This window comes from Aquiflexum gelatinilyticum (assembly GCF_024813435.1).
Taxonomy (GTDB): domain Bacteria; phylum Bacteroidota; class Bacteroidia; order Cytophagales; family Cyclobacteriaceae; genus Cognataquiflexum; species Cognataquiflexum gelatinilyticum.
This window is the reverse complement of the sequence record NZ_JANAEZ010000004.1, coordinates 174,985-200,119: the sequence shown is the minus strand read 5'-3', so window position 1 is coordinate 200,119 and position 25,135 is coordinate 174,985. Positions and strand designations below refer to the sequence as shown.

General features: G+C 40.4%; 21 protein-coding genes. 11 read left to right on the top strand and 10 right to left on the bottom strand.

Annotation, left to right across the window (positions count from 1 at the left end; translation table 11 throughout):
* Positions 1-15: 15 nt before the first annotated feature.
* Positions 16-822 (bottom strand): 4-(cytidine 5'-diphospho)-2-C-methyl-D-erythritol kinase, encoded by an 807-nt coding sequence (gene ispE / locus NK987_RS11260; protein WP_259263920.1) that lies wholly within the window; start codon positions 820-822, stop codon positions 16-18.
* A gap of 644 nt (positions 823-1,466) precedes the next feature.
* On the opposite strand from ispE, the gene ilvD reads away from it, so the two are divergent.
* From ilvD to NK987_RS11210, 10 genes are all read left to right on the top strand, one after another.
* The gene (gene ilvD, locus NK987_RS11255; protein ID WP_259263919.1) at positions 1,467-3,143 is read left to right on the top strand and encodes a dihydroxy-acid dehydratase; all 1,677 of its coding nucleotides are present in this window, start codon (positions 1,467-1,469) and stop codon (positions 3,141-3,143) included.
* 19 nt (positions 3,144-3,162) lie between these two features.
* Positions 3,163-4,845, top strand: a complete 1,683-nt coding sequence (gene ilvB / locus NK987_RS11250; protein WP_258425027.1) for a biosynthetic-type acetolactate synthase large subunit — start codon at positions 3,163-3,165, stop codon at positions 4,843-4,845.
* 16 nt (positions 4,846-4,861) lie between these two features.
* Positions 4,862-5,371 carry an acetolactate synthase small subunit gene (gene ilvN, locus NK987_RS11245; protein ID WP_258425026.1) on the top strand — a complete coding sequence of 170 codons (510 nt, stop codon included), beginning with the start codon at positions 4,862-4,864 and terminating at the stop codon, positions 5,369-5,371.
* Positions 5,372-5,382: 11 nt separating this feature from the next.
* Entirely contained in the window at positions 5,383-6,426 is a 1,044-nt protein-coding gene (ilvC, locus tag NK987_RS11240) for a ketol-acid reductoisomerase (protein WP_258425025.1), read from the top strand.
* A gap of 7 nt (positions 6,427-6,433) precedes the next feature.
* Positions 6,434-7,945: a 2-isopropylmalate synthase gene (locus NK987_RS11235; protein WP_259263918.1), complete on the top strand. Its 1,512-nt coding sequence runs from the start codon at positions 6,434-6,436 to the stop codon at positions 7,943-7,945.
* A 6-nt stretch (positions 7,946-7,951) separates the two neighbouring features.
* Entirely contained in the window at positions 7,952-9,352 is a 1,401-nt protein-coding gene (gene leuC, locus NK987_RS11230) for a 3-isopropylmalate dehydratase large subunit (RefSeq protein ID WP_259263917.1), read from the top strand.
* A gap of 17 nt (positions 9,353-9,369) precedes the next feature.
* A complete protein-coding gene (gene leuD / locus NK987_RS11225; RefSeq protein WP_259263916.1) occupies positions 9,370-9,960 on the top strand; it encodes a 3-isopropylmalate dehydratase small subunit in 591 nt (196 codons plus the stop codon).
* Positions 9,961-10,035: 75 nt separating this feature from the next.
* Positions 10,036-11,655, top strand: coding sequence for an alpha-isopropylmalate synthase regulatory domain-containing protein (locus NK987_RS11220; RefSeq protein WP_259263915.1), 1,620 nt, complete (start codon positions 10,036-10,038; stop codon positions 11,653-11,655).
* The gene (gene leuB / locus NK987_RS11215; protein ID WP_259263914.1) at positions 11,624-12,685 is read left to right on the top strand and encodes a 3-isopropylmalate dehydrogenase; all 1,062 of its coding nucleotides are present in this window, start codon (positions 11,624-11,626) and stop codon (positions 12,683-12,685) included. The genes NK987_RS11220 and leuB overlap by 32 nt, the downstream gene beginning before the upstream one ends.
* Positions 12,686-12,796: 111 nt before the next feature.
* Positions 12,797-13,576, top strand: coding sequence for a tRNA pseudouridine synthase A (locus tag NK987_RS11210; RefSeq protein WP_259263913.1), 780 nt, complete (start codon positions 12,797-12,799; stop codon positions 13,574-13,576).
* Positions 13,577-13,668: 92 nt separating this feature from the next.
* Here the strand turns inward: NK987_RS11210 and NK987_RS11205 are convergent, their stop codons facing one another.
* The 9 genes from NK987_RS11205 to NK987_RS11165 form a co-directional block, all read right to left on the bottom strand.
* Positions 13,669-14,484, bottom strand: a complete 816-nt coding sequence (locus tag NK987_RS11205) for an enoyl-ACP reductase FabI (protein WP_258425017.1) — start codon at positions 14,482-14,484, stop codon at positions 13,669-13,671.
* A gap of 412 nt (positions 14,485-14,896) precedes the next feature.
* Positions 14,897-15,904 carry a hypothetical protein gene (locus NK987_RS11200; RefSeq protein ID WP_258425016.1) on the bottom strand — a complete coding sequence of 336 codons (1,008 nt, stop codon included), beginning with the start codon at positions 15,902-15,904 and terminating at the stop codon, positions 14,897-14,899.
* Between the two features lie 184 nt (positions 15,905-16,088).
* Positions 16,089-17,741 carry a DNA repair protein RecN gene (gene recN / locus NK987_RS11195; protein WP_259263912.1) on the bottom strand — a complete coding sequence of 551 codons (1,653 nt, stop codon included), beginning with the start codon at positions 17,739-17,741 and terminating at the stop codon, positions 16,089-16,091.
* 43 nt (positions 17,742-17,784) lie between these two features.
* Positions 17,785-18,690, bottom strand: coding sequence for a type IX secretion system protein PorD (porD, locus tag NK987_RS11190; protein WP_259263911.1), 906 nt, complete (start codon positions 18,688-18,690; stop codon positions 17,785-17,787).
* A 41-nt stretch (positions 18,691-18,731) separates the two neighbouring features.
* Positions 18,732-19,940, bottom strand: a complete 1,209-nt coding sequence (gene coaBC, locus NK987_RS11185; RefSeq protein ID WP_258425013.1) for a bifunctional phosphopantothenoylcysteine decarboxylase/phosphopantothenate--cysteine ligase CoaBC — start codon at positions 19,938-19,940, stop codon at positions 18,732-18,734.
* Positions 19,940-20,251, bottom strand: a complete 312-nt coding sequence (locus NK987_RS11180) for a DNA-directed RNA polymerase subunit omega (protein WP_258425012.1) — start codon at positions 20,249-20,251, stop codon at positions 19,940-19,942. Before NK987_RS11180 ends, coaBC begins: the two co-directional genes overlap by 1 nt.
* A gap of 27 nt (positions 20,252-20,278) precedes the next feature.
* Positions 20,279-21,187, bottom strand: a complete 909-nt coding sequence (locus tag NK987_RS11175) for an outer membrane protein assembly factor BamD (protein WP_259263910.1) — start codon at positions 21,185-21,187, stop codon at positions 20,279-20,281.
* Positions 21,188-21,257: 70 nt separating this feature from the next.
* A complete protein-coding gene (locus NK987_RS11170; RefSeq protein WP_258425010.1) occupies positions 21,258-21,965 on the bottom strand; it encodes a T9SS type A sorting domain-containing protein in 708 nt (235 codons plus the stop codon).
* Between the two features lie 183 nt (positions 21,966-22,148).
* Entirely contained in the window at positions 22,149-23,765 is a 1,617-nt protein-coding gene (locus NK987_RS11165) for an OstA-like protein (RefSeq protein ID WP_259263909.1), read from the bottom strand.
* Positions 23,766-23,815: 50 nt separating this feature from the next.
* Between NK987_RS11165 and tilS the strand changes: the two genes are divergently transcribed.
* Entirely contained in the window at positions 23,816-25,132 is a 1,317-nt protein-coding gene (gene tilS, locus NK987_RS11160; protein ID WP_259263908.1) for a tRNA lysidine(34) synthetase TilS, read from the top strand.
* The last annotated feature ends 3 nt before the right edge of the window (positions 25,133-25,135 follow it).

Below are 25,135 nucleotides of genomic sequence, written 5' to 3'. Positions count from 1 at the left end.
AAATTTTTTCTCAATTTACATTTCCCCTTCAAAAACAAAATATTCCTTGTCCCATTCTTTTGGTTCAGGTTTTTGATCAAATAATCCAAACAATGTAGAACCGGAACCGGACATCGCGGCGTAGTATGCGCCCATATCGTACAAGGATTTTTTGATAGCTGCCAATTCAGGATATTTCGGAAAGATACTTTTCTCAAAATCATTTTGCAGCTCGGTTTTCCAAACAGTTTTATCCTTTAGGATGTGAGCAAGGTCTTTCTCAGGTTTCTTGGGATTTACGCCTGCATAGGCCTCTTTGGTGCCGATATGGATAGGAGGCTTGACTAGCAAAAGATGGTTACCTTTCAGGTCTACTTCGACAGGCTCCATGATTTCGCCTCGGCCTATTGCGATTTTTGGAGTATTGTCGATAAAAAAAGCGCAGTCACTTCCAAGTTGTGCTGCATAGTCTTCCAAAAACCAGTTTTCCAGATGGAGGTCAAAGAGGTTGTTCATCAGCGTCAGCGCAAAAGCTGCATCGGCTGAACCGCCGCCAAGACCCGCACCCATAGGTATGTTTTTGTGCAGATGAATGTGTACAGGTGGCAGGTCGTTAAAATCCTTTCTAAGGATTTTTAGTGCTTTCAATATCAGGTTGTCTTTTTCCTCACCGGGAATAGCAATCCCGGAAGTGTCAAACACTGTCTTGTTGGCCAATATAATTTCCAAGGCATCATAAAGAGGAACCGGGACCATGCACGTTTCGATGTCGTGGTATCCGTCCTTTCTTTTGGCGGTAATATGTAGACCTAAGTTGATTTTGGCATTTGGAAATGAAATCATGGTAAAATAAGGATGTTTTGATAAATTCAGTATCAATGATTCAGCTTTGAAATTAGAATTAAAAATTGAAATGGAAGATATGGATTGTTCTTTGAAAAATTTTTGAACCGGATATTTACGAATTCCATCTGTAAATCATCAAAATCAAACAGGTTACATTTATTATCCTATTGATAGTTGAATAGCAATTATCCATATCCATTGTTGAATTTGATATATGATTATTTTTCTTTTGAAAAAAAACCAAGAAAAATAGCTTTTGGTTAAAGATATGTGAAATCGATACATTCTTTTGATTTGTGAATAAATATGAGTTCAGGATAGGTAAAAGTTTTATAAATGAAATATTTGCAGAATATAATACTATATATAAAACTTTTTCATTCATTATAAATATATGTTTACCATAAAAATTGAAATTAAATATTGTATCTCTGGAAATAGAGGTTTAATATTGTAGCACATTAGCCAAGAAAAAAGAACCACACCACATGTTTCAAATAGTCACTCCTCTAAGCTTTATTATTCTCATTTGTAATAAATACTGAGGCACTGACATATTTGACCTACAACCATACAATGTTAAGTGCCTCAGATGATGGGGCACTTTTTTTATAAACCTATTAAACCAACCTGAAGTAACCATGAGTTTGAAAAAACACAGTTGGGAAATCAGTCAGAATGAAGAACATCCCGCAGGAAAAGCCATGCTATATGCTACGGGAATGTCTGATAAACAGATGAATCAGCCTTTTGTAGGGATAGCTAGTTGTGGCTATGAAAGTAACCCCTGCAATATGCACCTCAATGACTTTGCCGGTCTGATCAAGGAAGCTACAAGAGCTCATGGTCTGACCGGTTTGGTTTTTAATACCATCGGGATTTCTGATGGGATTTCTATGGGAACTTCCGGGATGCGGTATTCATTGGTGTCGAGAGAGATCATTGCCGATTCCATCGAATCATTTATCCTTGGCCATTCTTTTGATGCCTGTGTCGCAGTGGCCGGCTGTGATAAAAACATGCCGGGAGCCATTATGGGGATGCTGAGGATCAACAGACCTTCCATTATGGTTTATGGTGGGACTATTCGTTCCGGAAATTACAAAGGAGAAAAATTGAACATCGTATCTGCCTTTGAAGCCTATGGCAAAAGGGTAAAAGGTGAACTCAGCGATCGGGATTATCAGGGTGTCATTGAAAATGCATGTCCGGGTGCAGGTGCCTGCGGAGGGATGTATACAGCCAATACCATGTCCTCGGCCATTGAAGCCATGGGCATGTCATTGCCATACAGCTCATCGACACCTGCTACAGCAGATGAAAAAGTCGCAGAGTGCAAGAATATATCCAAATATTTGACCATTCTTTTAGAGAGAGATATCAAGCCAAAAGATATTGTCACCAAGAAAAGTCTTGAAAATGCTGTCAGGGTAGCAGTTGCGCTGGGTGGAAGTACCAATGCGGTATTGCATATCTTGGCCATTGCCAAAACTGCCGGAGTGGACTTTACCTTGGCCGACTTTGAAAGAGTAAATCATGAAACCCCGCTTTTGGGCGATTTCAAACCTTCAGGTAAATTCCTAATGGAAGATTTATTCGAGCAGGGTGGATTACCTGCTTTTATGAAATATTTATTGAATAATGGCATGCTTCATGGCGACTGCATGACTGTGACAGGCAAAACTGTCGCTGAAAATCTTGCAGATATTGACCCTGTTATTCCTTCTATGGTGAATGTCATTCATCCATTGGAAACTCCCTTGAAAGAAACCGGACACCTCTGCATTTTGAAAGGAAATCTTGCTCCTGAAGGGGCTGTTGCCAAAATCACAGGAAAAGAAGGAAAATCATTCACAGGACCTGCCCGTGTTTTTGATTCTGAATTGGAAGCAAATGAAGGGATCAAAAATAAATTGGTAAACAAAGGTGAAGTTATTGTTATCCGCTATATAGGTCCCAAAGGTGGACCGGGAATGCCTGAAATGCTCAAGCCTACATCCATGATTATCGGAGCAGGTTTGGGTTCAGATGTGGCATTGATCACTGACGGAAGATTCTCAGGTGGAACGCACGGATTTGTGGTTGGACATGTGACGCCCGAAGCCTATTCAGGAGGACCTATTGGTCTTCTTCAAAATGGCGATATCATTACCATTGATGCGGATTCATTGACTTTGAGCTGTGCGGTCAGTGATGCTGAAATGGCGGAAAGGAAGAAGAATTGGAAAAATAAGGATTTGAGTGACCTTCAGGGTACACTAAAAAAATATAATAAACTCGTGTCCTCCGCTTCGGAAGGATGTGTGACTGATAAGTAATTTAAAATCATCAAATTCTATGATTAGAGGAGCAGACATCGTAGTGAGATCCTTGATCGCCGAAAATGCAGAATTCATCTTCGGTTATCCCGGTGGAGCAATTATGCCGGTTTATGATGCTTTGTATGATTATAGCGATCAGATCAAGCATGTGCTGACACGTCACGAGCAGGGAGCGATCCATGCCGCTCAGGGTTATGCACGGGTTTCAGGAAAAGTAGGAGTCGTACTTGCAACTTCAGGTCCCGGCGCCACCAACTTGATAACCGGTCTGGCTGATGCTCAAATCGACAGCACCCCTCTAGTCTGCATTACAGGACAGGTAGCTGCCCATCTATTGGGTTCAGATGCTTTTCAGGAGACTGACGTGATCGGTCTATCCATGCCGGGTACCAAATGGAACATTCAGGTCAGAAGGGTGGAGGATATTGCACCTGCCATTGCCAAGGCTTTTCATATTGCCAAAAGTGGGAGGCCGGGACCAGTATTGGTGGACATCACCAAAAATGCACAGGTAGAGTTTGGTGAATTCAATTATGAACCTTGTTTGGGAATCAGATCATATAGGCCATATGTTACAATCAATCCGACAGCCATTGCTGCGGCAGCTCAGCTGATCAATGACGCAAAAAGACCATACGTACTGTATGGACAGGGAGTAATCCTTGCCAACGCCGAAAAGGAGCTGAAAGAGTTTTTGGATAAATCCGGAATCCCCGCTGCTTCCACCTTGCTTGGTTCTGGAGCTATTTCTCAAGATCATCCTTGTTATGTCGGGAAATTAGGCATGCATGGTAACTATGCACCGAATCTTTTGACCAATCAATGCGATGTGTTGATAGCCATCGGAATGAGGTTTGATGACAGGGTTACCGGTGACTTGAAGCGATATGCAAAGCAAGCACAAGTAGTCCATTTGGAATTGGATCCATCGGAGATTGATAAAAATGTGAAATGTGCAGTTCCGGTTTTGGGGGATTGTAAGACCAGTTTACCTTTATTGACCGATGCTGTAAATTCCAATACCCACAGTGAATGGATCCAGAAATTCAGGGAATTGGATAAAGAGGAGAAAGCTGCCGTCATGTCTTACGATTTGGAATCTACCCATGGTGGCTTGCATATGGGAGAAGTCATTCAATTGATCAATCAGTTCAAGGATGAAAACGCCATTCTCGTGACAGACGTTGGTCAGCACCAAATGATCTCCTGGAGATATTATAATTACAAAGAATCCAGAACACAAGTTACCTCAGGAGGCTTGGGAACTATGGGCTTTGCACTTCCTGCAGCCTTGGGGGCACAATTACATGATTACAAAAGACAGGTTATCTGTGTGGTCGGAGATGGCGGGATACAGATGACCATACAGGAATTTGGAACTATCATGCAGACCAAGGCCCCCGTTAAAGTTGTCCTACTTAACAACAATTATCTCGGAATGGTGAGACAGTGGCAGCAACTCTTCTTTGATAAAAGATATTCTTTTACGGAGCTTGAAAATCCTGACTTTGTAAAAATTGCGGAAGCATACAAGCTCAAAGCTGTAAAAGTGACCGAAAGAGAAGAATTGAAAGATGCAGTAGCTCAGATGATTTTACATGAAGGACCATTCTTTCTTGAGGTTGTGGTGGAGAAAGAAGACAATGTTTTCCCGATGATTGCTACTGGTTGTTCGGTAGAAGAGGTAAGATTAAGTTAGGACTGAAATTGAATTTATGAACCGCTACACCATATTAGTATATACAGAAAATTTTATCGGGATTCTAAACCGCATCACGATTATTTTCACAAGAAGGGGAATAAACATTGATGCTTTGACTGCATCAGAGAGCCGCCTTGATGGTATTCATAAAATCACCATTGAGGTCACCGTGACAGATGAGCAAATTATACAGCTTTCCAAGCAAATTGAAAAAGTAGTGGATGTGATCAAGGTGTATTATTTCATGGATGATGAAGTGGTATATCAGGAAATCGCATTGTACAAAATTCCGATCGAGAGTTTGGATCCTGGGCTAGAAAGAGTCATCAGACAATTCAACGCACATATCATTGCTGCTGAAAAAGAATTTGTTGTACTGGAGTTTACAGGTCACAAAGAAGACACACAGGCTTTGCTTGAAATTTTGAAACCATTTAACCTCTTGGAATTTTCCCGTTCAGGAAGGGTGGCTATCGCCAAACCCAAATTTTCCATCACAGAATATTTAAATAATCAAACCTAATTTATCACACTATGAAACTGAAATTCGGATCAGTAGAAGAAAACGTAGTCACCAGAGAGGAATTTCCTTTGGAGAAAGCAAGAGAAGTATTGAAGGATGAAACCATTGCGGTATTGGGATATGGCGTGCAAGGCCCCGGCCAGGCGCTCAACCTGAGAGACAACGGTTTCAATGTCATCGTCGGACAAAGGAAAAACTCCAAAACTTGGGACAAAGCTGTTGCTGATGGCTGGGTACCGGGTGAGACTTTGTTTGAATTGGAAGAAGCTTGCGAAAAAGGCACAATCATTCAGTTCCTTCTTTCTGATGCTGGTCAGATTACACTTTGGCCGACCGTTAAAAAATACCTTACTCCTGGAAAAGCCCTTTATTTTTCCCATGGTTTTGGGATCACTTACAAGGAAAAAACAGGCATTATTCCCCCTGCTGATGTAGATGTAATCTTGGTTGCTCCAAAAGGATCAGGTACCTCTTTAAGAAGGATGTTTGTCGAAGGCAGAGGCTTGAATTCTTCTTATGCTATCTTCCAAGATGGAACAGGCAGAGCAAAAGATAGGGTAATTGCTCTTGGAATCGGAGTTGGTTCAGGATACTTGTTCGAAACAGATTTCTACAGAGAAGTGACTTCCGATCTTACCGGAGAAAGAGGTACTTTGATGGGTGCGATTCAGGGGATTTTTGCTGCTCAATACGAAGTGTTGAGAGCAAATGGACATACGCCATCTGAAGCATTCAACGAAACAGTGGAAGAATTGACTCAAAGCTTGATGCCATTGGTAGCCGAAAACGGAATGGATTGGATGTATGCCAATTGCTCCACAACTGCCCAAAGAGGTGCTTTGGATTGGTGGAAACCTTTCAGAGATGCCACCAAGCCTGTTTTTGAGGAATTGTATAACAGTGTAAAATCAGGAAAAGAAGCCCAAAAATCAATTGACTCTAACAGCAAGCCTGATTACAGAGAAAAATTGGAAGTTGAATTGAAAGAATTGAGAGATTCTGAAATGTGGCAAGCAGGCGCTACTGTCAGAAAATTGAGACCAGAAAATAACTGAGATAATTATGAGTGAAAAGCTATGGATATTTGATACTACCCTCCGGGATGGAGAGCAGGTACCGGGATGTCAGTTAAACTCCCAGGAAAAGATAGTGGTGGCGAAAGCTTTAGAAGAACTTGGAGTTGATATCATCGAGGCAGGATTTCCAATTTCCAGTCCAGGCGATTTCAATTCGGTAGTAGAAATTTCCAAAGCTGTATCTAATCCTATCATCTGCGCCCTTTCAAGGGCAGTGGAGAAAGACATAGAAGTCGCTGCCGATGCTTTGAAGTATGCCAAAAAAGGAAGAATCCATACAGGCATCGGAGTGTCCCCTTACCATATTCAATTCAAGCTGAGATCCACTCCTGAAAACATCATCGAAAGAGGTATAAGGGCGGTGAAATATGCAAAAAGCTTCGTCGAGGATGTTGAATTCTACGCTGAGGATGCAGGAAGGGCTGAGTTGCCATTCCTAGCAAAAATCATCGAAGCAGTGATCAAAGCCGGCGCAACGGTAGTTAATATCCCGGATACTACCGGTTATTGTCTTCCTGAGCAATACGGCGCGATCATCCGCTACCTGAAGGAAAACGTATCGAATATCGACAAAGCGATTATTGCAACACATTGCCACAATGATTTGGGGATGGCCACTGCTAATACCATAGCAGGGGTACAAAACGGCGCAAGACAAGCAGAACTTACGATCAACGGCATTGGGGAGCGTGCAGGAAACACCTCTTTGGAAGAAGTGGTCATGGCGATCAAATGCCACCATGCCATTCCGGTCCATACTAATATCAAGACCGAATTGATCTATGGGACAAGCAGGTTGATCTCAAAGTTGATGAACATGCCGGTGCAGCCCAACAAAGCGATAGTAGGAAGAAATGCATTTGCCCATTCCTCTGGCATCCACCAAGATGGCGTCCTCAAGCACAGAGAAAATTACGAGATCATCGACCCAAAAGAAGTTGGCGTTCATGAATCTACTATCGTCCTGACTGCGAGAAGCGGTAGGGCTGCACTCAAGCACCATTTGGATGCTTTGGGCGTAGAACTTGAAGGTGAACCGCTGCGTGAGGTATATGAGGAATTTTTGATTTTGGCTGATTCTAAAAGAGATATCGGAACAAAGGATCTGCTTTCCCTTGTTGGGAAGTTTATGGACGGTTCCTCCTTTATTGAACTTGGGAAAGTAAGCTACCAGTCAAACGGTGAAATCAAAGCCCGTGTGGAACTGAAGGTTGGGGAGAAAAATTTTGAGGCAGACTCAACCGGCAACGGTCCTGTAGATGCGGTTTTGAAGGCAATTGAATCCATTGTCAAACCACAGATTGAGCTGGAGGAATTCCTCATCCAAGCGATAACCCATGGAAGTGATGATGTTGCCAAAGTACACATGAGGATTATTCAGGGTGACAGACCTTATTATGGTTTTGCATCCAATACAGATATCGTATTGGCTTCAGCACAGGCATTTGTGGATGCCCTGAACAAAATACCTGTCAAAGACAAAGTGATTGTAGCGTAAGTTAAGATGGAAAAAAATACATTATTCGATAAAATCTGGGATTCACATGTGGTGCGTTCCGTACCCAATGGTCCTGATGTCTTCTTCATTGATAAGCATTTTATCCATGAAGTGACAAGCCCGGTAGCATTTCTGAATCTGGAAAAAAGAGGCATTGGTGTTCTTCATCCCGACAGAACAGTCGGTACTCCGGACCACAATGTACCTACCGTCGATCAGGACAAAACCATTAAAGACAAACTTTCCCGCATGCAGGTTGAAAAATTGAGGGAAAACTGTAAAAAATATGGCATTGAACTGCATGATTTGGGTTCTGACCACCATGGTATTGTTCACGTGATTGGTCCTGAGTTGGGCATCACCCAACCGGGCATGACCATTGTCTGTGGAGACAGCCATACCTCAACCCATGGTGCTTTTGGGGCTATTGCATTTGGAATCGGAACCTCTGAAGTGGAAATGGTTTTGGCGACACAATGCATCATGCAGACCAAGGCCAAAAAAATGAGAATCACAGTAGATGGTGAATTAGGGGCCGGAGTGACTTCCAAGGACATCATTCTCTATATCATTGCCAAGATTTCGGCTGCAGGGGCAACAGGGTACTTTGTGGAATATGCAGGTTCGGCTATCCGAAGCTTGAGCATGGAAGCAAGGATGACCATCTGCAACATGAGTATCGAAATGGGTGCCCGTGGAGGTTTGATAGCTCCTGACGAAACCACATTTGCCTACCTCAAGGGAAAACAGTATGCACCAAAAGGTGAAGCGTGGGACAAAGCTGTAGCTTATTGGAAAACGCTGAAAACAGACGAAGGTGCTGTTTTTGATAAAGAATATACTTTTGATGGCACTGATATCGAGCCGATGATAACCTACGGTACCAATCCTGGTATGGGTATCAAAATCAAAGGCAACATCCCGACAACCGAAGGAATGGAAGGAAGCAATAAAATCTCCTATCTCAAATCTTTGGAATATATGGGTTTTGCCCCAGGTGAACCAATCAAAGGAAAAAAGGTGGATTATGTATTCGTAGGAAGCTGTACGAATGGCAGGATCGAAGACATCCGCTCGGTAGCTGCTTTTGTCAAAGGAAAACACAAGGCGGATAATATCACCGCTTGGATTGTTCCAGGATCAAGAGAAGTAGAGAAAATGGCGCATGAAGAAGGTTTGGTAAAAATATTGGAAGATGCCGGTTTCGAATTGAGACAACCGGGCTGTTCAGCCTGTCTTGCCATGAATGACGACAAAATTCCTTCAGGTAAATATGCCGTGTCTACTTCCAACAGGAATTTTGAAGGAAGACAAGGTCCAGGTGCAAGAACACTTTTGGCCAGTCCACTTACGGTCGCAGCTGTAGCCGTAACGGGCGTAATCGCAGATCCAAGGGAAGTATTTTAATCAAAAAGAAAGAAAAAATGGCTTACGATAAATTCAATATACTTACCAGCACAGTTGTTCCTTTACCTGCCGAAAACGTCGACACGGACCAAATCATTCCGGCCCGCTTTCTAAAAGCTACCGAAAGGGAAGGTTTCGGAGACAACCTGTTCAGGGATTGGAGATATGATGTGGAAGGAAATCCCAAAAAGGATTTTGTGCTCAACGATCCTACCTATTCAGGAAAAATTCTCCTTTCAGGAAAAAATTTCGGTTCAGGTTCCAGCCGTGAACACGCAGTTTGGGCAATCTATGATTATGGATTCAGGGCAGTTGTTTCAAGTTTCTTTGCTGATATTTTCAAGAATAACTGTCTGAATATCGGTGTTTTGCCGGTGACCATCAGTCCCGAATTTGCAGAAGTTTTGTTTAAAGCAGTTGAAGCGGATCCAAAGACAGAAGTTGAAATAGATATCGACAAACAAAAAATCACACTGCTCAGCACAGGAGCATCTGAATCTTTTGACATCAATTCCTACAAAAAGGAAAACATGAAAAACGGTTTTGACGACATTGATTATCTATTAAATATTAAGGATGAAATTGCTGCTTTCGCCGAAAACAGGTAAGCGGATTCTAATCATCCTTCTTAAACATTAAATCCAGCAGCACGCATTTGTAAACTTTGTGCCAAACTCCAAAAAATGGGTCATCACAGGAAAATAGAAATCATGGATACCACTCTGAGGGATGGAGAACAGACCTCGGGAGTTTCCTTTCTTCCTTCAGAAAAACTTCAGATAGCCAAACTGCTATTGGATGAAATGAAGGTGGATAGGATCGAAGTGGCTTCTGCCCGGGTTTCTGAAGGGGAATTGGAAGGAGTGAAAAGAATTACCCAGTGGGCTGCCGAAAAAGGATATCTGGATAGGGTAGAGGTATTGGGTTTTGTCGATACCCCTGCTTCGATCAATTGGATAAAGGAAGCCGGAGGGAAGGTTCTCAATCTTTTGACCAAAGGTTCTCTCAATCACCTGACCCATCAGCTTCGGAAAACCCCGGAGCAACATTTCAAGGATATTGAAAAAAGTGTGCTCTATGCCCGCGAAAATGGTATTTCGGTCAATGTTTACTTGGAAGATTGGTCCAATGGCATGAGAAATTCCATGAATTACACCATGGATTTGATTGGTGTTTTGGTACAGCTTCAGGTAAGGAGAATCATGCTTCCCGATACATTGGGGTTGCTCAATCCCAGAGAAGTGTCCCATTTTCTCAAGCTGATTACAAGTGAATATCCTGATACCCATTTTGATTTTCACGCGCACAATGACTATGATTTGTCAGTAGCCAATGTGCTCGAGGCAATTTATAACGGCGTTGGCGGTATCCACACCACGGTCAATGGATTGGGAGAAAGGGCCGGAAATGCGCCATTAGAATCAGTAATTGCTGTTTTGAAGGACTTTACAGACTTTAAGCTGAACGTCAAAGAAAACAAAATCTATCGCGTCAGCAAGTTGGTAGAGCAATTTTCCGGTCAGCACATCCCTGCCAACAAACCGGTAGTAGGTGAAAATGTATTTACCCAAACTGCAGGAATCCATGCCGATGGGGACAATAAGAAAAATCTTTATTTCAATGATTTGCTTCCCGAGCGATTTGGCAGACAAAGGAAATATGCTTTGGGTAAGACCTCAGGAAAAGCCAATATTGTCAAAAACCTGCAGGAATTGGGCATCTCCCTTGAACCTGATGAACTGACAAAGGTTACCCAAAGGATCATAGAATTGGGGGACAAGAAAGAACGCGTGACCACAGAAGATTTACCTTATATCATTTCTGATGTGCTGCAGAACAACTCCATCTCCCACGATATATTCATTGAAGGTTATAACCTCAGCCATTCAAAGGGCTTGAGACCCACCGTTCAATTGAAGATCAACATCAACGGAGAAAGCTATGAAGAAGGATCTTCAGGAGATGGTCAATACGATGCTTTCATGAAGGCATTGAAAAAGATTTACAAATCCTTGAATAAAGAATTACCGGTTTTGACCAATTATAGTGTGACCATTCCTCCCGGCGGAAAGACTGATGCCTTTGTAGAAACAGTCATTACCTGGGATTTTGGAAGGATTTTCAAAACCAAAGGTCTTGACAGCGATCAGACCGTGGCCGCCCTTAAGGCAACAGAAAAAATGCTCAACATTATTGAGAAGATAAAAAAAACAGAGCCGGGAATCGGAACTCACCCGGACGAAAACCCTGAACTAGATAAAAAGAATTTCTATGGAAATGAATATAGCGCTATTGCCGGGTGACGGCATCGGCCCTGAGGTGATTGCCCAGGCAGTCAAAGTAGTAAAAGCAGTAGGCAAGAAATTTGGCCATACTATCCATTTTGAGGAGGCACCCGTTGGGGCTGCTGCGATTGACCTTACCGGCAATCCTTATCCGGATGAGACACACGAGGTTTGTTTGAGAGCGGATGCTGTACTTTTTGGCGCAATAGGTGATCCCAAATATGACAATGATCCTAAAGCCAAAGTAAGGCCAGAACAAGGATTATTGGCAATGAGAAAAAAATTGGGCTTGTTTGCCAATGTGCGTCCAACCTTTACTTTTCCTTCTTTGGTACATAAATCTCCCTTGAAATTGGATAGGATCGAAGGAGTGGATTTGGTTTTCTTCAGGGAGTTGACTGGAGGGATTTATTTTGGAGAACCCCGTGGAAGAAACGAGCAGGGTACCAAAGCATTTGATACCAATGTTTATTCCAAAGAAGAAATCACGAGGTTGGCAAGAATGGGATTCGAAGCTGCCCTGAAGAGAAGAAAATTATTGACCTGTGTGGACAAAGCCAATGTCTTGGCTACTTCCAGACTTTGGAGAGAGACTGTGCAGGAATTAGCTACGGAATATAGTGACGTCAAAGTGGAATATGAGTTTGTAGATGCCGTCGCCATGCGTTTGATACAATGGCCAAAAGCATATGATGTTTTGATTACGGAAAACCTGTTTGGAGATATCCTGACAGACGAAGCCTCAGTGATTTCAGGTTCTATGGGTTTGATGCCTTCTGCATCATTGGGTACTGACAACAAGCTTTTTGAACCGATACACGGTTCTTATCCTCAAGCTGCAGGCAAGGATATCGCAAATCCATTAGGAACAATCCTATCGGCAGCAATGATGTTCGAGTATGCATTTGACCTGAGGGAAGAAGCAAAAGCCATTTCTGATGTGGTCAATAAATCACTGGCAGAAGGAATCGTTACAGAAGACATCGCCGAGGGAGGAAAAGCCTACAAGACCTCGGAAGTGGGGGATTGGCTGGCAGCTAATATTTAAAATTGAAAAAATTAATTCTTGATATAAACCCTCCAAAAGTTCAAATCTTTTGGAGGGTTTTGTATTTGGAAAGCATGATCCCTTTATTTGTCATTTCCCCAGTATTCCAAAATGCAAACCAGACCATTTACTTATCTTTTTTACCTGCAGTATTTAGGACTTCGGTATCACGGTTGGCAAAAGCAGCCCGGAGTAAAAACTATCCAAGGTACTTTAGAAAAGGCATTCAGGTATGTTTTGGGACATGAGGATTTTACCATCCTTGGCGCAAGCAGGACGGATACCGGGGTTTCCTGTAATCGTGGTGCCTTCGAGCTGTTTTTGAAACATGAAATCTTTCCCGATCTTCTTGATGAATTAAATTCAATTTTGTCTTCAGATATAAGGTTATTAGAGTTTCATCCAGTACCATTGACCTTCAATATTATTCAGGATGTCGCTTGGAAGGAATACCGCTATCACTTTGCGATTGGGGAAAAATTTCACCCATTTGCGGCAGGAAACCTAATATTTTTTGAAGGAATACCTGATCTTGATTTGATGAAAAAGGGTGCCAAACTTTTTGAGGGGAAACATGATTTCCGCAGGTTTTGCTCCATCGATAAAGTGACAGATGATTATGTAAGAGAAGTTTTGGAGTCTGACCTTTGTACCCATTCTGAGGCTGGAAAAGGCTTTATTCCAGAAAAAGCCTCCACTTTTTCCGTCAAGGGGAAAGGATTTCTCAGGTATCAGGTTAGGATAATGATGGCGGCTTTGATGGACTTGGGATTGGGAAAAATAACATTGGACGACTTGAAAAATGCCTTGGATTCAGACAATGCAACTCCCATTTCTGTGGCAGTTCCTACTAATGGGTTGGTGTTGGAGAGGGTTGAATTCAAAAAATAAGGGCTGAAATTAATCAGCCCTTATTTTTTTACCGTATTCGGCATCTTGATATCTATTTTGTTCCTAATAAAAAGCGGAATAAGTTTTCGTTTTTAAAGGTCCATAAACTTGTTCATGATATCTTCAGAAATCCCTGTATTGGAATAACCGCCGTCATGAAACAGGTTTTGCATGGTGACCATTCTGGTCAAATCTGAAAACATGGTAATGATATAATCAGCACAAGCTTCAGCTGAAGCATTTCCCAATGGTGACATGGAATCCGCAAAATTATAGAAGGTATCGAATCCGCCGATTCCTGTTCCCGCGGTAGTTTTGGTAGGGGATTGGGAAATGGTATTTACCCTTACTTTTTTCAGCTTGCCATATCTATATCCATAACCTCTCGCGATGCTTTCCAAAAGTGCTTTTGCATCAGCCATATCGGTATAAAAAGGATAAACTCTTTGTGCTGCTATGTAAGAAAGTCCAAGAATAGAACCCCATTCGTTCATGGCGTCCATTTTCTCTGCTACCTGCATCATTTTGTGAAAAGATACTGAAGAGACATCATAGGATTTTGCAGCCCATTCGTAATTGAGGTCCCCATAGGAGCGTCCTTTACGGATATTTGGGGACATGCCGATGGAGTGAAGCAAAAAGTCGAAGTTACCACCCAAATACTCACGGGCTTCGGTATATAGTTTTTCGATATCTTCCAAAGAAGTTGCATCAGCCGGAATGACGATGGTATTGCATTGCTCTGCCAGTTCCTTGATAGCTCCCATTCTCATGGCGATAGGTGCGTTGGTCAATACAAACCTTCCACCCTGTTCGTGTGCCTTGATGGCAGCTTTCCAAGCAATGGAGTTTTCATCTAAAGCTCCTGTGATGATTCCGAGTTTTCCTTTCAATAAATTCTCTGGCATGATATGTTCTTTTGATTTGGTCAAATATTGTGTAAAAATAAGGAAAAAAATAAGATTTGGAGATAAGGGTAGCGTTAGTAGTAATTGTAAAAAGTATAGGGCACCAAGAATTAAGTACCAAGAACCAAGTTTCAAGTATCAAGACGCGAGAATCAAGAGTCGAGAGCTGAGAATTCAAAACCGAGTTCCAAGATGCGAGATAAAGGCATGGGATTAGAAGGGAATGGTAAGAGGAAAATGGAATGAGTGAACCTAAAATTGGCCGAATTACAATGATTTTGAGCTAATCGGTCGAGGGGTTTTTTGAGCACTTTGCTTTCAACCAGCACAATTACTTGAACAAAAGTAAAAAGCTTCAAGTTTGCAGATCATTCTGCCTAACGCAAAGCCCATGTTGGTATAATATTAATTGTTAGCTGTAGTTTTTTCTTCCATTTATAATAAAGTCCGTTAGTCTTAAAATCAGTGGGAAAGTAAGAAATACTAACCATATCATTGTATGTCTTGGGAGGATTTGATATTTGTAATTAAGACCATAAACAATCCCTACATATATTATACAGAGTAAAGAATGCCCAAAGTAAACTTGCTCGTCTGAATATCTGTCAATATGGTCTTTGTTGTTCTCTTTTAGGTCGCGTCTATAATTCCCATGTTTACTTGGGATAAATGCTGCAAGAAGCATGTAGTTTTGCATTATATAAACTGCTGAAACACCTAATAAGAAAAATTGAAGTCCAATATAAAGTCCGTCAGATAGGTATGAGCTTTCAATGTCTGGATTGTTAAATACTCTAAAAATATTATCTACAGCAAACGCAAACATAATTACCGTACTCCAAACACTTAATGTTAATCGCGTTGTTTTCGATAAATGTAGGTTTGTGAAAGCATTTAAAATTGAAAATGCTACTAACAAAAAAGCAATTGTCAATATGGAATAGGCAAACCAATTACGGTAGTTTGTAAATCCATAGTCAATAGTCCAATATACCAATGAAAGTGATAAAAGAAGTGTAATTCCTTCTGTTAGCTTTACGGTTACTCTTTCTTTATGAGAAATTGCAAATGCTAACGCATAGAAAAAAATGAAATAGTAAGGCCAACTTTCAATATGGTTTTCGAAAATGTAAGTGTGTTCTCTTTTCCCGGGAAGAAAATTGAGCAAACTAAAAAAATATGAACCAACAAATATTAATATAACTGTTTTCCAATTGTTCGAAACTCTGAAACTCTCAAATAATAGTCCTGCAAATAGTGCTAATAGACTTACTGAGAATAATTTCCTGTCGCTTACTGAAGCTCTGTAGCCAATATAAAATGTTAATAGCAACCCAATTACTCCCAACGCAATTACTAAATATTTAAGGTCAAACCCTTCTGATTTTTTTCTGGTATTATTTTTTCTATTAGAAGCCAATGAAAGTTTTTTTTATTGTCGCCTTAAAATTACAGCTAACTCGAAAACCTAACATCCTAATAACAATTAGAAATTATCAAGATTCAAGAAATATATCTAACCCAATATCAGTTAACCATATAACCAATAACCAATTAACCAACCAACAATTACAACCATTAGAACAATTACAACCCTTTATCAATTACCTCCCAAGTAACTCCCTCGCGCTTTCAAAGGCATTTGCAGAAGGATTGGCACCGGCTATCATTTTGGCGATTTCCAAAACTCGTTCTTCTCCCTCCAGAAGTTTGATTTTACTGATTGTCTTGTCCGAACTATTATCTTTAAATACAAAGTAATGTTGGTCGCCTTTGGCAGCCACCTGTGGCAAATGGCTGATGCAGATGACTTGGTGCTGTTTGGCGATGTCCTGCATCATCCGGACCATTTGAAGGGCGATTTCACCCGAAACACCTGTATCTATTTCATCAAAAATCAAAGTCGGCAGTGCCATTTTATCAGCCATGATATACTTGATGGCAAAAATCAATCTGGAAAATTCACCACCTGAGGCCACCTGTTTCAATGCCTGTGGTTTGACTCCTTTATTGGCTGAAAAAAGGATATCAATCTGATCCATTCCAGTTTTGGTTGAAGAAACTTGCTGATGTGAAAACTCAACCTGCGCATTTTCCATACCCAATTGATGCAAAAGTTTTGCAAGTTGGGAGGCAAATGGATGAAATGCTGATTTCCTTTTTTCGGAAAGGGCTTTGCCTTTTTCGGTCAATTCTTTCTCCGCAGCTTCTTTGGCTTTTTTTAGTTTCTCCAGTTCTTCATCCAGATTCTCCACCAAAAAGACTTTGTCAGCCAATTCGTTTTCCAAAGCGATCAGTGCTTCCACTGTATCCAAACCATGTTTTTTCTGCAGTTGATAGATTTTGCTAAGTCTAGTTCTTACACTTTCAAGTTTTTCAAAATCAACTTCAACCTTGTTATCTTCTTCTGCGAGACTTGCTGCGATATCCTTCAATTCAATTAGCACGCTTTGGAATCTTTCGCCGTAGGTTTCAAACTTATGCGCATATTTGGTCAATTGTTGGACTCCTTGATTTGCTAGAGCCAAAAGCTTCAAGGCGCCAAATTGCTCGTCTTCCATTTGGGAAAGGACCTCCTGGATTTTGGACTTGATGTCTTCGGCATTTTCTAAGATTTCCTGCTCACTTTCCAGCTCATTTTGTTCACCTTCCTGAAGTTTCAATTCAGACAATTCCTCCAGCTGAAATCTATTGAAATCAGCCTCTTTCTTCATTTCCAAAGCTTCTTGACTTAGCTTTTCAAATGCCTTTTTTGCAGACTGGAATGACCTGAAAGTTGATAAATAAGAAGCTTTTTCTTGATGGCTTCCCGAAAATGCATCCACCAAATCCAATTGGTATTCACCTTCTCCAAGTTGTAGGTTGTCATGCTGTGAGTGGATATCCATCAGTGCCTTACCAAGGTCTTTCAAGGTTTCAAGCTTTACAGGAGTATCATTGATAAATGCCCGAGATTTACCGTTCGGGCTGATTTCCCTTCTGATGATGCATTCTGGATCAAAATCAAGGTCTTCATTTCTAAAAAAATCTTCCAATCCGTAATCTCCAATAGCAAAATTCCCTTCTACCACACACTTTTTGTCAGGGTTCAAGAGTGCTTTGGTGTCTGCCCGATTTCCAAGCAATAGTCCAACGGCCCCAAGCATAATTGATTTACCAGCCCCTGTTTCACCGGTAATCATATTGAGATTTGGGCTTGGCTTCATTTCCAGGCCTTGGATCAGTGCATAATTGGCAATGCTGAGGGAACGGAGCATTTATAGGGTTAAATTTTTTGAAAGAATTTAGGAAAGATTGGTATCAACCTTTAAGTAGGTCATTGTACCTTTTTGAGTTGTTAGGGTCAATTTTGAGGAGGATTCCAACGGCTTCCGTTCTTGTTTCTTTTGGTGCATTCTGAAGAACCCGCATGATTTCATCTCTTTTGGCATCTAAAAAAGCGATTACAAAAATGCTGTTGGGCTGAGCCGTATTTGCCTCTTCCACCAATTGAAATGCCGTTATCATATTTTGGTAGGCTTCCTCTGGGTTTGTTAAGAGTAAATCCAAGCCTTTTCTATGGTAAAGATATATGGCCTCACGGATTGGTCCGAAAACCGAAGACGTATATATGTCATTGATCAGCCAATACCTGTTTCTCCTATCATTGGGATTTGGTGCCCATCCGGCCCGGTTGGATTGTTGGGCATTATTGACTATTCCGTTTGCAATTTCAAAATAGGGAGTACCCCCTCGTAATGAAAAACTGTCATAATCAAATCCCAAAGCTATGTAAGCGTAGTATGCCAACAAAGAACTGATATTGTTTAAAAATGCAAACCTGTTAAACTCCAAAGGTTGGGAGAGTAGGTATTCAAATCCCCAATTCCGATCTATGAAATTGAGAATCATACTTTCATAGTTTGTTCCATATACAGGCCTTACTGTTTGAATCTGAACAGTAGCATTGTAGACCCCTACTTGTGGCATGTCTGAAATGGTGATCAAAATATTCCCCTTGATTCTTTCAAAGGCCTGAAATTGGTCACCTGTCCATGTTCTGCCATTGAGGAATTGTTCGAAACTGGTTTTCATGTTTTCGAAAATAGCAGTCTCCTGGGTACGTGCTCTTTCACTGTTAATGATAATTGAAAAATTCAATTCTTGAGCAAAAGAGGGGGTTGATATAAAAAAAATCAGAAGTAGTACCGCAAGTCGAATCTTCATGGAGAATGGGTTTTCTTTTAAAGATAACGATATTCTTTTTGTCAGATTTTTACGGGAAGATTTTTAATTTCTCTTAAAATCATCTGAGCGATTTGATCCTTTGGAAGGACTGCAGATTCAAGGGATTTTCCATCTTCGGTAAATATCCTGACCTTGTTAGTATCCAATTGGAATCCAGCACCGGCATCTCTCATTGAGTTGAGCACGATCAAGTCAAAGTTTTTCTTTTGGAGTTTGGTTTTTGCATGAAATTCTTCATTCTCTGTTTCCAATGCAAAACCGACATGAATTTGACTTGGAGCTTTGTTTTTTCCAAGTGTATATGCAATGTCTATGTTTTTAACCAACTCAATGGTCATTCCATCTCCTTCTTTTTTTATTTTTTCTGAAGCTACATGCTTTGGGGCATAATCGGCCACAGCTGCTGCAAAAACACAAATATCCATCTCCTTGTGAAGATTGGATGTAGCTTGATACATTTCTTCCGCACTCCTGACAGGATAAATTTTTATGGAAGGATTTTCCGGCTTTACAGCACCCACACCCAAAATGAGATGAACTTCTCCACCCTGGTCAGCAAATGAATCAGCGATTGCAGCACCCATTTTACCTGAAGAATGGTTGCTTATAAATCTTACAGGATCAATGGCTTCTTGGGTAGGTCCAGAAGTAATCAGTATTTTTTTTCCTTTGAATTCAAGTCCTTTGGCGAAGTGACTGATCACAAAATCAAGAATGTGTTCAGGTTCCATGAGTCTTCCCTGTCCGGAAAGTCCACTTGCCAATTCGCCTGTTTCAGCTTCAAGTATGATGTTGCCAAATGATTTGATTCTGTTAAGGTTTTCCCTTACAGAAGGATGCTGGTACATGTCCAAGTCCATGGCCGGAGCGACCATCACAGGGCATCTCGCGGAGAGGTAGGTAGCAGAGAGTAAATTATCACAAATACCATTGGCAAACTTGCCCAAAGTGTTGGCACTGATTGGTGCCACTAAAAATAGATCAGCCCATAAGCCCAAATCAACATGATTGGTCCATACCCCGGAATTTGGATCGTGAAACCGATGATGCACAGGCCCTTTGGAAAGGGTGCCTAAGGTTAAAGGGGTAATAAAATCAAGAGCAGAAGTACTCATTATGATTTGTACTTCTGCTCCTTCTTTGACAAGAAGCCTGGTAAGGACAGCAGACTTGTAAGCCGCTATGCTTCCTGTGACTCCCAATAAAATTTTTTTCCCCTTTAAAAGCATTATTCAGTTGGTGCCTCAGGACGTCTGAAATACAATTTATCTTCCAAAAACTCCTCCATAGCCAATGAAGATGGCTTTGGCATTCTTTCGTAGAATTTGGAGATTTCGATTTGCTCTTTATTCTCGAATACTTCTTCAAGATTATCCACAGTAGAGGCAAATTCAGAAAGCTTGTTGTTCAATTCTTCTTTCATGCTGGAAGAAATCTGTTTTGCTCTTTGGGAAGCAATATGGATGGATTCATATAAGTTTCCAGATTTTTCAGAAATCTTATCCAAATCTCTAGTGATAATTGATGGATTAACTGCCATATTTTTTTAATTTAAATTGCTGCTTTATTATTTGTCTTTTTCGAGGTCTTCACTTTTTTCAGCTTCATTGAGAGCTTTTGCCTTAGCCAACTCATCCTCATATTCCTTTTTCAATGTTTGGTGTGCAAGTAATTCAACTTGGGATTTTTTGACCAATTCATCTACACTGCCAATATATTTGCTTTCAGGATATTTCCTTTTGAACTGCGATGCAAATTTGGAAACATCCTTTAGCCTCTCTTCCTTTTTGTCAAAAACACTCCGTTCTCCATAAGCCAACGACACCTCTACTAATTTATAGCCAAGTTCTTCATTGTGTTTGCTATCTGGATAGCTTTTTGCAAAATTTTGAAAATTGATGATGCATGCCCTGTAAAAATCTCCAGGGTATAAACCTTCCGTAAGTCTGAGGTAAAGCAATGATTCCTGATATGCTTTTTCTTCAAATCTGATCTGAAGGTCCTCGATCATTGCAGTTGCCCTTTCGTATGAATCTGATTCCGGGAATCGGTTGATAAATATCTGAATGGCATTTACCGCATCGTGACTGCTTTTCTGGTCAAGGTTGTAATCCGGAGCATCAAGATATAGGGAATATGCATTCATAAACAAAGCTTCTTCAGCCATCGGGCTTCGGTTGTATGTTTGATAGAAAGTATTGAAGTATCCAGCAGATTCTATGTATCTCTTTAATTTAAAATGACAGTAGGCGTAATTGAAATCCGCAAGCTCAGCTTTTTCACTTCCTCGGATTACAGGAAGGACTTTGTCATATAAGATAATAGCTTTATTGAATTCCCCTTCATTGTAATATTTATTGGCCCCTTCATAAAGTTCCTCCCAGTTTGTGCTTTTTTCTAATTTATAGAATCCGGAACATCCTGAAATTGAAACAAGGAGAATAAAAGGGATAATGTAAAGGGAGAATTTTTTCATTGCTTTTTGGAGGCGCAAATATAAAGGAATATTCATTTGAAACCAATTATTTAACAAACGGGAGAAGGTCTTACTTCTTGACAACGAGTTTTTTGGTGACGATATTTTTGTTGTCAACGAATAAAGTATAAAAATAAACTCCAGGGTTGAAATCTGCGACATTGATCACAAGGCTCTTTTGAAGAGGATCTAATTGGTATTCAGCAACAGGGTTTCCGATGAAACTGTTGATGCTTATTTTCACAACTGCTTTGGGATTTTTGATCATATAATCAATCTGTGCCATCCTGTTGGTTGGATTTGGATAGGCACCACCTATACTGATATCCTTATGGTTGGTTTCATCCGCACTTGGATTGAATACTTCATATACGGATTCTATCACAAATACATCTCTGATGTTGGTACTGTTATAGAAATGAAGATCAAAGTTTCCTTTGGTTTCTGTGATGCCTAATTCAAACTCAAGGTAAAGGTCTGTAAAGATCTCTCCCGGTTTTAGGCTGATTTTTATTTTGGAAAGGTCTCTTTTCGGGTCAAAGCATTTTTCACCGATACAGATTTTTACATTTTGTGAAGAACCGATATTGCCTCTGAGAAACTTGAGGCTGTATTCTTTTTCCTGGTTACTTTCGTTTTGTATGATCAGGGATTTTCTCTGAGAACTGCCGATGGTGCCACTGAATTCGATGTTTTCGGACAGAACCCTAACCTGTGCTTCCGAAAATAAGGGAAGCATGAACAGGATGCAGGTAAAAAGTAAGAAAATCCGTTTCATGTAGATGTCTATCAATAGGCCTATTTGCTGTGTTACAGTTAAACTTGATACGTATAAATTTAACAAATAGGTTTGGTGTTTTCATACTATGACGGTTAAAAATTGTTAACCTTTTATAAAATTTTTTCAAGGTTAGGCCGTTTGACTTCGGCCATTTAAATTTTGGTTTTCACCATTTTTCATTTAGTTTCCTGATTTTAGTTTTTCCTCTAAAAGTTTTTGTATTTCCTCATCAGTTGGAGGAGGTATGACAGCATCTGGTTCGTTAAAAAAATTAAATCTGTTTTTATCCCTTTTTTTTGGTGTTCGCCATTCATTGATAGCCTCCATAGTCGGTTTTTCGCTTTCTCGCCAATTAAAACCCTCCAATTGTTTGTCTTTTTCTTCTATCATATGTGGAGGTTTGAAATTGCCCTCAGGTTTAACTAGCCAATTGATCTTCTTTATATTTCCTTCTTCAAAGAACATCATAATATTTGCGCAAAGCATTTTGTTCATTCCCCGTAAAAGGGTATCCCCGACGAGATCGAAATAAATGGACTCACCATTGCCCTGGATATGCAACCTGCTGATTTTTTGATCTTTGAAATAACCAGTCATCTTCCTCCCTTTCATTTGGTTGAAATTTCCGATGGTGTCACGGTTAACGGTAAATGCGTTTTGGTTCAGAAACACTTTGTCTATTTCTTCATTTGCAATCAAGAAACTGATACTATCTGCCGTGATCTGACTTTTGTTTTCCCAAATCACGGGGTCTTTGAAAAGATGTATCGTTGAGTCCAAATTGATGTATACCAAGGAGTCAGATTTGCCGTGAAGCTCCGATTTGATGAGCCTTACATTGTGAAAAGCATAAAGGAACCTTTGCGCTGAATCTGCACTCTCTTCAGAAATAAGGGTGTCTGCCGCCACAAACATCGTGTCAGTTTCCATATATTTTTTTACTAATGCATTTCCATATACGATGCTGTATTTTCTGTCCTCCCAATACTTGCCTTCTTCTCCAAAAATCTCAATTTCTCTTTCTTTGTTGTAAAGGCTTACATTGACTTTGCCTTCATAGTATTTATTATTTTCTTCGTAATAGAGGGTTTCTGCATACACCAAACTGGTTTCTGTTTCTACATCCCCATCATAAAACCTGAAAATCTTGTTTTCAGTGTCGTAGAAGCTTCCTTTTTGGGCATTTAAAAGGTGCCCTTCTTTGGAGACAATGTTAGTGACACCAATAGTTTCTGCTGTCTTTGGTATAGTCCTATAGATGAGAAAATCTGTTTTTAAGGTATAATCAGGATTAATCAATATCACTTGGTCTGTAAAAGTGATTTTCTCCAAAGTCGTCTCATAGTTGCCGTTTTCACTCGTAAGTACATTTGTGCTGTCTACTACTTTCCCTTTGTTGAAATAATTAGCCACCCCTGTCGCCCTGTTATAATCCAAAAAATCAGTGTAGAGTGTCGTGGTTTGGTTTTTAAAAACCACATTGTTTCTTAATTTGGCTGTTTTGGTATTTCCATCATATTCAGCATACCTGCTAGTAGTGGTGATTGGATCCACGGTATCTGTAATACGGACACTACCATATAGAATGGCGCGGTTTTCGGCTCTATAAAAATGAGCCGAATCACAGTAAATCAAGGAATTTTGATGCTTCATTCTAACGTCTATCAGCAATCTCTCAAACCCATTGGCCCCTTGAAGCAATTCAGCATTTTGGATCTCCAGCAGATTTTGGGCCTGTAAACCCGGAAGGATTGCCATGAATAGCAGGAAGAGGAGAAATGTGGTGTATTTGAACATTAGAATTTTGAATCAGGCCGCAAATTAACCAAAATTGGTATTTTTGATTTATGGAAGAGCTTTTTAAAAACCACTTACGTTCAAAAAAACTTTTGGATCAAAACAAAATCTACCTACTCGCCATAAGTGGGGGGATTGATTCTGTTTGCCTTGGATATTTACTTCGGTCTTCGGGAATTGGCTTTGCTATAGCCCATGTCAATTTTGGACTAAGGGAAAAGGAGAGCGATGGTGATGAAGCTTTTGTCCGGAGTCTTGCCAAAGAATGGGGAGTTGAACTTCATTTGATCAACACTAATATCAAAGAGTTGGATGAGAGAGAAGGGTCGCTGCAGATGGCTGCAAGAGAATTCCGGTATGAATGGTTTGATCAGGTATTAAAATCAAATGGGTATGAGGCGCTTTTGGTAGCGCATCATGCTGATGACCAATTGGAAACCATTTTCCTCAACTTATTGAGGGGAACGGGAATAGAAGGGATTTATGGGATGTCGGAGGTCAGGGGAGATATTATCCGTCCTTTGCTTGGGTTTTCCAGGGCTGAAATTATATCCTACATGGTTCAAAATTCCCTTAAATGGAGAGAGGACAGCAGCAATCAAAAAAATGAATACAAAAGAAATATCCTTCGAAATAAGGTATTTCCGCTGTTGGAAGAAGGATTTACTGAAGGTCTTAAGATAATGGATTCAAGTTTCAGTCGATTGAAAGATACGGGAAAGGCGTTTTTTTTCTTATATGAAAAGTGGAAAAACGAGATGGTGATCAAAGAAGGAGACTACCAATATCTTTCCATCAAAGAGATTGGCAAAATTCCGGGAAAACATTCCATGTTATATTATTGGTTGAGGGATTTTGGATTTTCATTTGCTGATGTACAGGATGTATTTACCTCAATCGAAAAAGGAGAATCGGGAAAGACTTTCTATGCCGGAGAATCCATGCTAAATAAGGACAGGGATTATTTGATTTTGGGTAAAAACGATTTTGAATGGGAACCCAAAAAGATTGAAATCCATGATATCTCTATTCTGATAAAGGAAAAAAAATATGATATCCTTCAACTCCAAGGAGAAATAGATATCGATAAATCTAAGGAAAATGCGATGCTCGATTTTGACAAGTTGATGTTTCCTCTTGTGATCAAAAAATGGGAATCAGGAGACAGATTTATCCCGCTCGGAATGGACAAGCCAAAAAAAATCAGTGATTTATTAGTAGATTTGAAAGTGCCTTTGATCCAAAAAAAGCAGGTTTTAGTACTTTGGTCCGGTGGAGAGATAGCATGGGTAGTGGGGATTCGGATTGGGGAGCTTTTCAAATGTGACTCAAAAACAAAAAAAGTACTTTATTTCAAAAACAAGTAAACC

Excerpts from the sequence above, each read along its gene's own strand:
- ispE (WP_259263920.1), bottom strand. The coding sequence starts at position 822 with ATGATTTCATTTCCAAATGCCAAAATCAACTTAGGTCTACATATTACC.
- ilvD (WP_259263919.1), top strand. The coding sequence starts at position 1,467 with ATGAGTTTGAAAAAACACAGTTGGGAAATCAGTCAGAATGAAGAACAT.
- ilvB (WP_258425027.1), top strand. The coding sequence starts at position 3,163 with ATGATTAGAGGAGCAGACATCGTAGTGAGATCCTTGATCGCCGAAAAT.
- ilvN (WP_258425026.1), top strand. The coding sequence starts at position 4,862 with ATGAACCGCTACACCATATTAGTATATACAGAAAATTTTATCGGGATT.
- ilvC (WP_258425025.1), top strand. The coding sequence starts at position 5,383 with ATGAAACTGAAATTCGGATCAGTAGAAGAAAACGTAGTCACCAGAGAG.
- NK987_RS11235 (WP_259263918.1), top strand. The coding sequence starts at position 6,434 with ATGAGTGAAAAGCTATGGATATTTGATACTACCCTCCGGGATGGAGAG.
- leuC (WP_259263917.1), top strand. The coding sequence starts at position 7,952 with ATGGAAAAAAATACATTATTCGATAAAATCTGGGATTCACATGTGGTG.
- leuD (WP_259263916.1), top strand. The coding sequence starts at position 9,370 with ATGGCTTACGATAAATTCAATATACTTACCAGCACAGTTGTTCCTTTA.
- NK987_RS11220 (WP_259263915.1), top strand. The coding sequence starts at position 10,036 with ATGGGTCATCACAGGAAAATAGAAATCATGGATACCACTCTGAGGGAT.
- leuB (WP_259263914.1), top strand. The coding sequence starts at position 11,624 with ATGGAAATGAATATAGCGCTATTGCCGGGTGACGGCATCGGCCCTGAG.
- NK987_RS11210 (WP_259263913.1), top strand. The coding sequence starts at position 12,797 with ATGCAAACCAGACCATTTACTTATCTTTTTTACCTGCAGTATTTAGGA.
- NK987_RS11205 (WP_258425017.1), bottom strand. The coding sequence starts at position 14,484 with ATGCCAGAGAATTTATTGAAAGGAAAACTCGGAATCATCACAGGAGCT.
- recN (WP_259263912.1), bottom strand. The coding sequence starts at position 17,741 with ATGCTCCGTTCCCTCAGCATTGCCAATTATGCACTGATCCAAGGCCTG.
- porD (WP_259263911.1), bottom strand. The coding sequence starts at position 18,690 with ATGAAGATTCGACTTGCGGTACTACTTCTGATTTTTTTTATATCAACC.
- coaBC (WP_258425013.1), bottom strand. The coding sequence starts at position 19,940 with ATGCTTTTAAAGGGGAAAAAAATTTTATTGGGAGTCACAGGAAGCATA.
- NK987_RS11180 (WP_258425012.1), bottom strand. The coding sequence starts at position 20,251 with ATGGCAGTTAATCCATCAATTATCACTAGAGATTTGGATAAGATTTCT.
- NK987_RS11175 (WP_259263910.1), bottom strand. The coding sequence starts at position 21,187 with ATGAAAAAATTCTCCCTTTACATTATCCCTTTTATTCTCCTTGTTTCA.
- NK987_RS11170 (WP_258425010.1), bottom strand. The coding sequence starts at position 21,965 with ATGAAACGGATTTTCTTACTTTTTACCTGCATCCTGTTCATGCTTCCC.
- NK987_RS11165 (WP_259263909.1), bottom strand. The coding sequence starts at position 23,765 with ATGTTCAAATACACCACATTTCTCCTCTTCCTGCTATTCATGGCAATC.
- tilS (WP_259263908.1), top strand. The coding sequence starts at position 23,816 with ATGGAAGAGCTTTTTAAAAACCACTTACGTTCAAAAAAACTTTTGGAT.